We start from the raw sequence: 12,645 nt of genomic DNA, 5'->3' as shown, positions 1-12,645 counted from the left end.
ATGGAGTTCGGCTTCGAACTGGCGCTGTGTGCCCACCTCGAACGGGAGGAGGACTGGGTGCTCGCCCGCCAGCTCGGAGCCGCCGTCGCGTCGCCGGGGAGCCGCGTGATGGACGTGGTCGGGATCGAACCCGGCCCGGGGTTCGCCGACCGGGCGCGTATCACCGACCGGGCCGTCCCCCACGCCGCCATCGAGGCCGACGTCGGCGTCGGCGAGGCGCGCTACTGGCGCGACGCCTTCGACGGCCACCCCGACCTCGCCCGCGAGCGGGTCGACGCCGCGGTCGAGTCCGGCTTCCTCTCGCGCGAGCGACGGGGCGGCCGGGAGTACGTCCGCCAGACCGCCCGCTACCCCGACGACTGGGTCGGGAAGCTCGTCGGTATCGAGAACAAACCCGACCTCGGCCGGCCGGGCGACCTCGAACGCCAGCTCAGGTTCGACGTCTCGCTCGGCCTCCTCGACGAGGTGGTGCTGGCGACGGCGAGCCACGTCACCGGCGCGCACCTGAACCGGCTCCCCCAGGAGGTCGGCGTCTGGCGGTTCGACCCTGACTCGGGCGAGCGGACGGTCCTCCGCGAGGCGAGCCGACTCCCCGTGACGGAACCGGGAATCGAGGTCGTGGACGAGCGACCCCTCCGGACCGACGTCGCGCTCGTCGACCCGGAGGCGAAGGCCCGAAAGCGCCGTCGGATCGCCGAGCGGGCGTACGGCAAGGGCTGGCGGACCTACGAGTTCCCGGACTGCGCCCGCTGTCTGGCGACCGCGGACGGGCGGCCCGAGTGCGGGCACTTCGACCGCGTCGTCAACCCCGCGGAGGCCTGCGGCCCGGACTGCCCGGGGTTCGAGGCCGGGGATGCGCTGGCGGTCGACCGCGCGGCGCTCAGAGACGCGGCGACGCCGTGGGAGCGCGACCCGGCCGGGACCGCCCGGCGACAGAGCGGGCTCGACCGGTTCTCCGACTGAGTCCGGCAGGGCGTCGCGTCGGCGGTGAACCTACCCTGATATTGTCAGAGCGGGTCAGCGTCGCCGCCAGACGACGAACCCGGCGACGACGGCCGCGACCGCCGCCGCGAGGCCGACCCCGAGGAGCGGCGTGAGGCGACCGGGCGAGAACGGCCCGGACCTGGGCGGGACGGTCGTCAGGGTCGGCTCGGTCGACCCGTCAGCCGTCCCCACGCTCCCGTCGGTCGAACCGGGCGTGCCGTTTCCTGCGGTCCCCCACAGCTCGTCGTCGGGGACGAGTCGGCTCCCGCCGTCCCAGCCGGTGAGGTAGGCGTAGCACGATTCGATCCGTTCGGTGTCGTAGCCGGCGCTCCCCTGCATCCGGTGGGTGCCGTCGGCGCGGAGCTGGCGCATCGTCGGCCCCTCCGAACCGCGGTCGGTGCCGACGCGTTCGGCGTCGTACGGCTGCCACGGCGTGTAGAACTCCCAGACGACCTCGCCGCGCGGGGTGACCTCGACGACCCGGTGGCCGCGGCGGTCGGTGACCAGCGTGTTGCCGTTCGGGAGGCGGTCGGCGTCGCGCGGCTCGCTCAGGCCGCCGCCGCGGAGGGTCCACGTCCGGGTCCACTCGCCGTCCTCGCGGGCGTACTCGACCACGCGGTCGTTCATGCTGTCGGCGACCAGCACGGTGTCGGTGCCGTTCTCGCCCTCGATGTAGTCCGGGTTGTGCTGCTCGTTCAGGACGTCGTAGTCGTCGTCCTCGCCGAGCGTCCAGAGCACCTCCTTCGTCCCGCGGTCGATGGCGATCACCTGGTCGAAGTTGCGGACCGAGACCAGGAAGACGCCGTCGCCGATCTCGTCCACGTCGTTGACGTGGGTCCAGTCCTCACCGTACGGGCCGCCGCCCGACTGCGGGAAGCGGTCGGCGTACTCGTCGAACCGCCACTTCCACACCATCTCCTCGCTGGTGCTGTTGTAGACGACGACGCGGTTGCGGCCGTCGCCCTTGTCCACGGTGACGTACTCGCCGTCGCCGAGGTAGTCGACGTCGTGGGCGTCCTCGACGTTCTCGAGGCGCTCGACCGACTCGTGCTCGCCCGTCGCCGGGTCGACTCGCTCGACGACGGAGATGCCGGGTTCGGTCGTCGCCACGAGCAGGTCCCCGTTCGGCATCGGGTCCACGTCGTACTGCCACCACCGGCCAGCGGCGGTGTCGTTGTGGACGCCGACGACCGACCCGTTCGGGCGGACCCCGAGCATCAGCGAGGCGGTCTTCCCGCCGCCGCGGGCGCCCTGGATGGTGACCAGCGTCGTTGCGGACGGCCGCTGGCTGATCGTCCCGACGCAGGGGTTCGGCGTCTGGGCCATCTTCGCCGGGTACGTCCCGGCCGTAGCGGCGCCCGCCGTCCCGGCCCCCGGTCCGACCGCGTCGGTCGTTCCGGCACCGACCCCGGCGGAGGCCGGCCCGACCGTGAGCAACACGGCGAGGATGGCCGCGACGAGGGCGGTTCGAGCGTCTCGACCCGTCACGAGGTGACCTCCAGTCTGACGAGCACGTCGTCGCGCTCGCGGGGGAACGGCTCGTTCGCCCGGCCGTCGCGGTTCGAGGTGATGGCGTACAGCGCGCCGTCGGGCCCCTGCTCGACGTGACGGACCCGCCCGAGTTCGTCCTGCAACACCGGGTTCGCCGTGACGGTGTAGGCGTCGTCGAGCCAGTCGGCGTCGAAGCGTCGGCCGTCGCCCACCGGCGGTGGGTCGCCGTCGGGGCGGGTGACCGTGGCGACGACGACCTGCTGGCTCCTGAGCCCGCCGACCAGCAGCCGGTTTCGCCACGATGGGACGGCGTCGCCGGTGTAGAACAGGCAGCCGGTCGGCGCCCACGTCGTGTTGCGGGTGTTGAACAGCGGCCGGTGGACGTCCGCCGCGTTCCGGTACTCCTCCGGTGTGCGGACGTCCGGCCAGCCGTAGTTCGCGCCGCCCTCGAGACGGTTGAGTTCGTCCTTCCCCGACGGACCGTGCTCGGTGGCAAGGGCCGTCCCGTCCGGGAGCCACGCCAGTCCCTGCGGGTTCCGGTGGCCGTAGGTGAGCACCCGGGGGTCGCCCAGGTCGGGGTTGCCCGGCGCTGGTTCGCCGTCGACGGTGACGCGGAGGATCGACCCCGCGAGGCTCGACGGGTCGGCCGCCAGCGACTCCTCGCCGGCGTCGCCGACGGTCGCCCACAGGCGCCCGCGCGGCCCGAACGTCAGTCGGCCGCCGTCGTGGATGTTCGAGGCGGGGATCCCGTCGACGACGACCGTCTCGGCCGCGCCGGGGTCGTCGGCCGACAGGTCGAACCGCGAGATGCGGTTCACCGGGCCGTCCTCGACCGCCGCGGTGTAGTAGACGAACAGGAGTTCGACGTCGGGGTAGTTCGGGTGGACCGCGACGCCGAGGGTGCCGCCCTCGCCGCCGTCGACCCACCAGGGGCGCTCGTCGTGGCCGGGCGGCACCGACCCGGCGCCGATGACGTCCGCGGGCGAGAGCACCGCGTCGAGTTCGCCGGCGCTGAACCGGGTGACCCGGCCGACGCGCTCGGTGATGAACAGGTCGCCGTTCGCGGCGACCGAGACGTCCCAGGGGATCTCCAGGTTCTCGACCAGCACGTTCGTCTCGACGTTCGTCGCGGGCGCGTCGGTCGGCGCCCGCCAGTCGTCGTCGGGGTCGAACGAGACGTCCGGTTCGGGGACGGGCGTCGACGTCGACGTCGACGTTTCGGTCGGTCGATCCGACCCGCTACTGGAGTCGGATGGAGGGGTGCCCGGCTGGGAACAGCCGGCGACCAGCGCGGTGCCGACGGCCGCCAGCGCCCGGCGCCGGGAGCAGGTGCGAGGCATTGGCGGGTACTCCGAGCACTCCGGCAAGTGTTTTCCGACTGGTCGGTCCGGGTGTGCTCCCGATCCCGACGTGCCCTACAGGTCGTACACCTCGCCGTCGACCGCGAGCGGGTCCTCGAACGCCTCCTCGACGGGATAGAAGTGGGCCGCGTGGACGACGCGGGTCTCCGCCGCGTCGAGGTCCTCGGCCAGCGCGAGCGCCCCCTCGCGGGTCATGTGCTTCGTGCCGAACGTCCGCGGGACCCCGTCCGGCCCGCGGTCGGCCCCGCCGATCGGGTGGCGCTCGCAGAGGCTCGCCGGGACGATGCCGTCCGCGAGCAGGAGGTCGGGTTCGGCCAGCGCGGCGCGCGATTCGGGGGGAACGTCGTAGCTGGTGTCGCCCGAGAGCGACAGCTTCGCCCCCGTCTCGGGGTCCTCGACAGCGACGCCGTAGCAGACGAGCGGCGGGTGGTCGACCGGGACGAGCGTCACGTCGAGGCCGCAGATCCGCGTCGGTTCGTGGGGGGTGACGTCGTGGACGGTCACGCGGTCGAGGTAGTCGTACTTCCGGCGGATCGTCCCCGCGACCGACTCGTCGGTCAGGGGGTCGGTCTCGTCGGCGGCGTAGACCGGTAACTCGTCGAAGACGCGGTAGGCGTTCCCGAGGCCGTCGAGGTGGTCGAAGTGGACGTGGGTGACGACGCCGGCGTCGGGGAGGGGGACCTCGGAGTCGAGGAACTGGCGGCGGAAGTCGGGGGAGAAGTCGACGAGGAGCGACTCGCCGGTCCGTTCGTTCTCGACGTGGACGGAGAAGCGCGAGCGCTCCACGCCGCGCTCGCGGGCCGCCCGGCAGGTGTCGCAGTCGCACCCGACGGTCGGCGTGCCGGTCGTATCGCCCGTGCCGAGCAGGGTGACGCGCATTCGCTAGGCGGGCGGAGGTGGGCGGGGAAGTAAGGGGTATCGGAGGCGTCGTCGACGACGGAATCGAGCCGGCACCGGGCCGGTTCGGGTCGCGTCGCGCCGATGTCGCGTCTCGGATCGACTCCCGAGAGTCGGATCAGTCGTCGTGCGAGTGGTCGGCTGTGCCGTGGTCGTGATCGTGGTCGTGGTCGTCGTGGTCGTGCGCGTCGCCGCCGTCGCCCGCGACCTCGGGCACCTCGGCGCCCTCGCCCTCGATCATGTCCATGTTCTTCAGGTTGTCGCGCTCCTCGAAGTCCTCGACCGCGTCCATGATGTCCTCCTGGGTGATGGACATGCGCTCGTCGGTCAGGGCCTCGAGCACGGCCTCCCGCAGCACCATCCGGAGGTCCGATCCCGTCAGGCCCTCCGTCCGCTCGGCGGCCTCCTGCGGGTCGAACTCCGCGATCTCCATCCGGCGCGTGATGATCTCGAGGATGTCCGAGCGCATCTGCCGGTCCGGCTTCGGGAAGTTAACGATCTCGTCGAAGCGCCGCCAGGCGGCGGCATCGAGCTGGTCGGGGTGGTTCGTCGCCGAGATGAGCAGCACCTCGTCGCGGACCAGCGAGATGTCGTCGATGCTCTTGAGGAGGGTGTTGACCGCTCGCTTGAGTGCCGCGTGCTCGTCGCTCCGGCGGGTCTTCGCGACGGAGTCGAACTCGTCGATGAAGAGGATGCACGGCGCGAGCCGCTTGGCGACCTCGAACGTCTTCTCGACGTTCTTGGCCGTCTCGCCGAGGTACTGGCTCGTCACCATCGAGAGCTTCACCTCGACGAACGGGAGGCCGAGTTCGTGCGCGAGCGCCCGGGCGGCGGTCGTCTTGCCGGTGCCGGGCGGGCCGACGAACAGGAGCTTGCCGATCTCGCGGAGGCCGATCTGCGCGAGGTACTCGCGGTGCTCGATGGCCTTCATTAGCTTGCGGATCTCGCCCTCCTGGTCCTCGGTGAGCACGAGGTCCTGGAGGGTCATCTCGATCTCCTCGGGCGCCTTCACCGTGACGAGATCGAGCATGTCGTCGCCGTCCTCGTCCTCGTCGTCATCGCCGAAGTACTCGTCGAGGAGCGCGTCGATCCAGACGCGGTCCGCGCGGATCGGCCGGTTCTCCTCGCGAGCCTCCGCGTGGGTGACGTCGAACCCGGCGTCGGCCTCCTCGGCGATCTTCGCGAGCACCGGGTTCGAGAGGAGTCGGTCGTCGTCCACGCGTTCGAGTAGCCACTCGGTCGTCATGTCCGGCTGGGTCAGCTCCAGTTCGCCGGAGAATTCTGTTCGCTGCGTGAACAGGAGGTCGGAGACGGCCTCCCAGGGTCGCTCCACCCCCGTCGCTGTCGTCGCGTTCGGTTCGGTCACGTGAAGCGGTCGGTTCACTCCGCCTGGCCCGGACTCGTCCTCGGCTGCCTCGCTCCAGAAGACGCGGCGGTACCGCGGCGGGAGGTCGTCGGCGTCGAGGGCCCGGTCCTCGCTGTATCGGCGTGCGGTGACGAGGAGTTCGACCACGTCCACTGCCGGGTCACTCATCCCACACATCTTCCCGTTGCGCCGGTTTAAGCACGTCGAAGCGCGCGAGTACCTGCCGGTGTACGCCTATCCTCCCCACCCGGGCGTGTACGTACGCGACGAACTCGTTCGCGTCGTCGTTCGCGTCGAGCGAGGATCCACACGTACGGTCTGCAATCGTCAGCCCGCCCTCGAACACGCACGATCTCGCGGATGTCAGGAACCGTCCCGCTTCGCGTCGCTCGACTCCAGGTCGTACAGCGTCGGGTCGGTGAAGACGACGACCGGGTTGCCGAACAGCGCGAGGTCGTACGACCGCCGTCCGTAGCCGTCGAGCAGCGGGGCGACCTCCCCGGCCTCGTCCGGTGCGGCGACCACGACCGGCGGCGGGTCGTCCGGGACGTCCTCGGGGGTGCGGGCGTACGACGTCTCGGCGCCGACCCGCTCGGTGTACCACGGGAGCGGGAGCCGGCGGATCCAGTAGCCGAGCCAGTTCGCGTCCGGGCCCGGCGGTGCGTCGTCGACCGACTCGTTCGGCAGCCAGAACCGCTCGCCGTAGTAGAGCACGCCGCCCCGGTCCGCGGACGCGCCGATGGCGGCCGCCAGCGGGTCGAGGTCGTCGCCGGGCTGGGCCCCCTGCGCGAGGAGGTTCACCCGGGGCGTCGGCTCGGTGTAGGACGTCGCCAACGCGACGAACCCCGCCTGCCCGACGACGAGGAGCACCACGCAGGCGAGCGAGGCGGCGGCGAGGCGATCCCCCTCGGTCCACCACCGCCGGCCGCGCCGGACGAGTGCGACCGCGCCGACCGCCGCCGGGACCGCGAGCGGGACGAGCGCGTGGACGGCGAGCCACGGCGCCTTGATGTCAGCCGCGACCGGGTAGCCCGCGAGCGCGACGAGCCCCCAGGCGGCCGTGGCGACGACGAGGGGGCGGACGGACGGGCAGGAGTTGGCGACGTCGACGGGTCGAGAGAACGCGCGGCGGAGTTCGCCCGCGAGGCCGAGCAGCGCGCACCCGTACAGCGCCGCACCGCCGATGGCGACGCTGCCGAGCAGGTGTCCGAGGAACGGGAGGTACGGCTGGTCGTGGGTCCCGGCCCAGAGGCTCCCGGCGAACGTCTCCCACGCGCTGACGGTGCCGGCGGCGAGGACCGCGACCGGCCGCGTCGCGAGGTCGTCGAGGCCGGGGGAGTGGCCGCGGGGGACGTAGAAGAACCACGCGACGAGGACGGCGACGAGGAGTGCCGGGACCGCCGCGGGGACGAGCGGACGGAGTCGGCCGACCGCGTCGCGGACGCCGTCGCCGCCGTCGGACCACCATCGAACCGCGAGTCCGACGGCGGCCGCGCCGGCGACGCAGAGCAGGTAGACGACGACGTTCTCCTTCGTCGTCAGCGCGAGACCGAGGAGGACCCCGGCCGCGAGGAGGTCCCGTCGGCTGCCGGTCCGGTGCGCTCGATGGGCAAGCGCGAACGCGCCGAAGGCGAAGGCGGCGAGGGGGACGTCCGCGCGGAAGAACCGCGAGAAGAACAGGAGCAGGGGGTTGAGCGCGAGGAACCCGGCGAGCGCGACGACCTCGGCGTCGTCCAGGGCGCCGCGGAACGCGAGGGCGGCGAGCGGGAGCGCCGCGCCGAGGAGCGCGGGGAGGAGGCGGACGGCGAACCCCGTCGGCCCGAGGGCGTCGAGGAGGGGCGCGGTCGCGAGTTCGAGGAACGGCCCGTGGACGATGGGTCGGTAGACGTGATCGCCGGTCTCGAGGTACCTGAGCGTCCAGTAGCCGACGCGGGCCTCGTCGAAGTGCATCGCGCGGGCGCCGAGGCCCCAGAGCCGAAGGGCGAGCGCGAGGACGGAGAGGAGGGCGACCGCGCGGACGGGGTTCCGGTGGATTTCGGCGGCGGTCCGGGCGGTACGGCGGGGCGTCACGGGGGCGACTGCGACTGCCTGTGGTAAGTGTCTTCCCGAGTCGTCGTCCCCCCGAGCGGATCGGACGCGAACCACCTGGCCCCCGCCGGGATTCGTCCGTTGGCGGAGTGTCAACCCGATGCCGTTCTAATTCTTTAGGGCTCGTACCTTTGCGTACGAAGAGCATACGCTCTCACGAGAATCGCCAGTGACAAACGAAACCGCGGACACGTTCACCATCCTGCTCGTCGAGGACAACCCCGGCGACGTCCGCCTCCTCGAGGAAGCGTTCTCGGAGGTGAACTTCGACCCTGAAGTGCACACCGCCTCGACCTGGGACGACGCGATCGAGTTCCTGACCGGCTGTCTGAACACGGAGTCGACCGCGTATCCGGATCTGCTCCTCCTGGACCTGCACCTCCCGCGGAGCAGCGGGTTCACCATCATCCGATCGCTGAACGACGACCCGAAGTTCCCCCCGCGTCCGATCCTCCTGCTCACGACCTCGGACGACGAAGCGGACGTTCGCAGGGGGTACGACCTCGGCGCGAGCGCGTACATCGAGAAACCGAACGACCCAGCGGAGTACGCCTCGTTGGCGAAGGCGGTCAAGGAGTTCTGGTTCGAACGGGCCCGCGTTCCACCCGCGTAGCTCGAGAGCTGGTCTCGCAGTTGATGGGGACTGGACCGTCCCTCCTCCACGCCGATGAACGGGTCGTCCGACGGGCTGCCCGTTCCGTTCGGTGACCGGTTCGATGATCTCCCAGCTCCGCTGTCGGGGAAGCGTACGTTACTGACAGTACCGGAGAGGGCGTGTTTTCCGTTCGGTTTTCGGCCGCTGACGGAGCCCCGACGACGGCTCCAACGTCGGGCAACGGGGGCGCGGTTCTCCCGGATTTATTGGCATGGACCTCCGAGTTCGTGGTATGGCAACGCCCGTCATCGCGGCCGCCCACCGGACCCCGTTCGGCAAGGGCGGCGGCGCCTTCGCCGACACCCGGAGCGAGGACCTGTCCGTCACGCTCATCGACCACATCCTCGCGGAGTACGACCTCGACCCGGACGACGTGGACGACCTCATGTGGGGCGTCGCACAGCAGCGCGGCGAGCAGGACAACAACGTCGCACGGGTCATCGCGCTCCTCTCGGAGCTCGGCGAGGGGACGCCGGCGACGAGCATCAACCGATGGTGCGCCTCCTCAATGCAGGCGGTCATCTCCGCCTCGGACGCGATCGCGGCGGGCAACCGCGACTGCATCGTCGCCGGCGGCGTGGAGAACATGTCCCGGGTCCCGATGGACGGCGACTCCTACGAGCACCTCCACCCCGAACTCTCGGAGAGGTACAACGTCTTCCAGCTCCAGATGGGCATGACCGCCGAGAAGGTCGCCGAGGAGTACGACGTCTCGCGAGAGGCCCAGGACGAGTACGCCGCCCGCTGCCACGAACGCGCGGCCGAGGCGACCGACTCGGGCCGGTTCGACGACGAGATCGTCCCCGTCGAAACCGATGACGGCGTCGTCACGGAGGACGAGGGCATCCGCCGCGACACGTCCGTCGAGGCCCTGGCGGATCTCCCGCCGGCGTTCACCGGCGACGGCACAGTCACGGCAGGGAACTCCTCGCAGATCTCGGACGGCGCGGCCGCGACGCTCGTCTGCTCGCGGGAGTTCGCCGACGAACACGGGCTGGACGTGCTCGCGGAGGTCGGCATGAACAACGTCGCGGGCGTCGACCCGACGGTAATGGGTATCGGCCCGGTCCCGGCTACGCGGGGCCTGCTGGAGCGGAACGGGCGCTCCATCGACGACTACGGCCTCGTGGAGCTGAACGAGGCGTTCGCCTCCCAGTGCGAGTACGCCCGACGCGAGCTGGGCGTGCCCGAGGACCAGTACAACGTCAACGGCGGCGCCATCGCGATCGGGCACCCGCTCGGCGCGTCCGGTGCCAGGCTTCCCGTGACGCTCATCCACGAGATGATCAAGCGCGACGTTGATCGCGGGCTAGCGACACTGTGTGTCGGGTTCGGGCAGGGCGCGGCGATCGAATTCGGTCGGTAGATCTCGGGTTTCTGCGGTTCTTCGTTTTCCGCTGTGGATTACTGAGTCGAGCGTTTGGGGAATCGGAGTGACTCGAAAGCGCCCAGTCGGTTGGCTTCGAGATTCGCTCTCCATGTAGCTGTTCTCGAAAGCCCCCGGCTGGCTACGCTCCCGCGGACCACGCTGCGCTCCTCACGCTCCCTGCGGTCGCGTTGCGGTGCTTACTACGGGAGACGGTCCTGCTCGCTCGGCTTCGCCTCGCTGTGCGGGCTGCGACTCCCGAGGCTCGCCTCGCAGGCTCGGCTCACCGGGCCCGGGGTTCGCGTAGCCAGCCGGCCCCTTTCATTCCCACCCACGCTGCCACCGCACAGCAGCCACAGGCCTCCCCAGCCGATTCGCTCGCTTCGCTCACTCATCCCTCGCGCGCGTCCGGCGGGCACTACCTGGGACCTTCGGTCCCATGAGTTCACCCTCGCTCACTGCGTTCACTCGCGTGAACGGAGGCCCGCCGGCACACGCCGACCGCACCAGCCCGCTCGGTCCACGTGGCGCGCGGCGGCCGCGCTCTGCGCGGCTGCTCGTGCGAGGGGCGAGGTCCCGACGGCCAGGAAGGGCCTCGCCGGTTGGGGAGGGTGAGATGCGGTCGGGTGGGACTGAAAGGGGCCGCGGCTGTCGACGACGGCGGACCCGGTAAGCACCGCAGGAGCGAGCAACGCGAGCGACGAGGAGCACAGGCGCGGTCCCTCGAGTCGACAGCCGCGGGGGCTTTCGAGCTACTGCTCACCGTGGAAACGAAGATACCGCAGAAACCACCCTCGAAACTCGACCACGCCGAATCACGAACTCGAACACACCGTGCCAATCGGTCGAACGGACCCGACACGGTTTTGCGCCACCCGCCGGAAGCGACGACAAATGATTTCGCGGCAGCTCCTCCGGGACGAGCCCGACACCGTCCGACGCGCGCTCGAAGACAAGGGCGTCGACGACGTCGACCTCGACCGCATCATCGAGATGGACGACGAGTGGCGGGACCTCAAGGGGCGGGGCGACACCCTCCGCCACGAGCGAAACCAGGTCTCATCGAAGATCGGCCAGCTCAAACAGGAGGGCAAGGAGGAGGCGGCCCAGGAGGCCATCGAGAAATCGCAGAGCCTCAAGGCCGAACTCGAGGAGATCGAGGACCGCGCCGACGAACTGGAGGACGACCTCCACGAGGCGATGCTCACCGTTCCGCAGATCCCCCAGGAGGACGTCCCCGTCGGGGAGGACGAGGACGAGAACGTGGAGCGTCGGCGCGAGGGGTTCGACGACCTGCGCGAGTTGCCCGACCCCGTCGTCCCCCACTACGACCTCGGCGAGGACCTCGACATCCTCGACTTCGAGCGCGGCGCGAAGGTGTCGGGCGGCGGCTTCTACTTCGCCAAGGGCGAGGGCGCGATGCTCGAACACGCCCTGGTCCAGTTCATGCTGGAGGTCCACCGCGAGCAGGGGTACGTCGACGTGTTCCCGCCGCTCCCCGTCAAGTCGCGGTCGATGGAGGGCACCGGCCAGTTCCCCAAGTTCACCGAGGACGCCTACCGCATCGAGGGCGACAACGAGGAGCCGTACGACGAGGACGACCTCTGGCTGCTCCCCACCGCGGAGGTGCCCGTGACGAACATGTACCGCGACGAGATCCTGCTGGACGACGACCTCCCGCTGAAACACCAAGCGTACTCGCCGAACTTCCGGCAGGAGGCGGGCGAGCACGGCACCGAGACCCGGGGCATCGTCCGGGTCCACCAGTTCAACAAGGTGGAGATGGTGAACTTCGTCCGGCCCGAGGAGAGCGACGAACGGTTCGACGGCCTCGTCGACGAGGCCGAGGAGGTGCTCCGGAGGCTGGAGCTCCCCTACCGCATCCTGGAGATGTGCACCGGGGACCTGGGGTTCACCCAGGCGAAGAAGTACGACATCGAGGTCTGGGCGCCGGGCGACGACATGGCGGACGGCCCCGAGGAGGGCGGCCGCTGGCTCGAGGTGTCGTCGGTGTCGAACTTCGAGGACTTCCAGGCCCGGCGGGCCGGCCTGCGCTACCGGCCCGAGCGGCACGAGTCGGCCGAGTACCTCCACACGCTCAACGGCTCGGGGCTGGCGGTCCCGCGGGTCGTCGTCGCCATCCTGGAGTACTACCAGAACGACGACGGGACGGTCGAGGTGCCGGAGGCGCTCCGCCCGTACCTCGGCGGTCGCGAGGTCATCACGGGGAGCGAGAAGGTCGGCGAGTCGGCGGTCGGCGCGGGCGAGAAGGAGTGAGCAGGCACCACGACTTTGGACGTTCGTCCCGAATTCGGAACGCCATGACACGACCCGGAGGTACACCTCGGGAGCGACGCGCGGACCGAACCGGAGGAGCGAAACGCGTCGGGGAGTCGGGGCGACTCGGATCGACGGGACGGGTCGGACCGCGGGAGGG

General features: G+C 70.7%; 10 protein-coding genes. 4 read left to right on the top strand and 6 right to left on the bottom strand.

Translation table 11 applies throughout. The features are described from left to right. On the top strand, positions 1–963 hold the full coding sequence (locus HUG10_RS11040; protein ID WP_179169631.1) for a DUF5787 family protein: 963 nt from the start codon (positions 1–3) through the stop codon (positions 961–963). Positions 964–1,017: 54 nt separating this feature from the next. Here HUG10_RS11040 and HUG10_RS11035 read toward each other — a convergent pair whose 3' ends face one another. From HUG10_RS11035 to HUG10_RS11010, 6 genes are all read right to left on the bottom strand, one after another. Next, the gene (locus HUG10_RS11035) at positions 1,018–2,472 is read right to left on the bottom strand and encodes an aryl-sulfate sulfotransferase (RefSeq protein ID WP_246310130.1); all 1,455 of its coding nucleotides are present in this window, start codon (positions 2,470–2,472) and stop codon (positions 1,018–1,020) included. Continuing rightward, positions 2,469–3,815: a PQQ-dependent sugar dehydrogenase gene (locus HUG10_RS11030; RefSeq protein WP_179169630.1), complete on the bottom strand. Its 1,347-nt coding sequence runs from the start codon at positions 3,813–3,815 to the stop codon at positions 2,469–2,471. Before HUG10_RS11030 ends, HUG10_RS11035 begins: the two co-directional genes overlap by 4 nt. A 75-nt stretch (positions 3,816–3,890) precedes the next feature. Continuing rightward, a complete protein-coding gene (locus HUG10_RS11025) occupies positions 3,891–4,715 on the bottom strand; it encodes an MBL fold metallo-hydrolase (protein ID WP_179169629.1) in 825 nt (274 codons plus the stop codon). 136 nt (positions 4,716–4,851) lie between these two features. Then, positions 4,852–6,267 carry an ATP-binding protein gene (locus tag HUG10_RS11020; RefSeq protein ID WP_179169628.1) on the bottom strand — a complete coding sequence of 472 codons (1,416 nt, stop codon included), beginning with the start codon at positions 6,265–6,267 and terminating at the stop codon, positions 4,852–4,854. Next, positions 6,260–6,445, bottom strand: coding sequence for a hypothetical protein (locus tag HUG10_RS11015; protein WP_179169627.1), 186 nt, complete (start codon positions 6,443–6,445; stop codon positions 6,260–6,262). The genes HUG10_RS11020 and HUG10_RS11015 overlap by 8 nt, the downstream gene beginning before the upstream one ends. A gap of 17 nt (positions 6,446–6,462) precedes the next feature. Continuing rightward, a complete protein-coding gene (locus HUG10_RS11010; RefSeq protein WP_179169626.1) occupies positions 6,463–8,169 on the bottom strand; it encodes a flippase activity-associated protein Agl23 in 1,707 nt (568 codons plus the stop codon). Positions 8,170–8,356: 187 nt separating this feature from the next. Here HUG10_RS11010 and HUG10_RS11005 point away from each other — a divergent pair, with 187 nt between their 5' ends. The 3 genes from HUG10_RS11005 to serS all read left to right on the top strand — a co-directional run bounded on the left by HUG10_RS11005 (position 8,357) and on the right by serS (position 12,485). Beyond that, entirely contained in the window at positions 8,357–8,800 is a 444-nt protein-coding gene (locus HUG10_RS11005; RefSeq protein ID WP_218780587.1) for a response regulator, read from the top strand. 274 nt (positions 8,801–9,074) lie between these two features. After that, complete coding sequence (locus HUG10_RS11000) at positions 9,075–10,208, top strand: thiolase family protein (protein WP_179169625.1); 1,134 nt, start codon at positions 9,075–9,077, stop codon at positions 10,206–10,208. Between the two features lie 894 nt (positions 10,209–11,102). Continuing rightward, positions 11,103–12,485 carry a serine--tRNA ligase gene (gene serS / locus HUG10_RS10995; protein ID WP_179169624.1) on the top strand — a complete coding sequence of 461 codons (1,383 nt, stop codon included), beginning with the start codon at positions 11,103–11,105 and terminating at the stop codon, positions 12,483–12,485. Positions 12,486–12,645 lie beyond the last annotated feature (160 nt).

This window comes from Halorarum halophilum (assembly GCF_013401515.1).
Lineage (GTDB): Archaea > Halobacteriota > Halobacteria > Halobacteriales > Haloferacaceae > Halorarum > Halorarum halophilum.
This window is presented reverse-complemented; position numbering and strand designations above follow the sequence as displayed.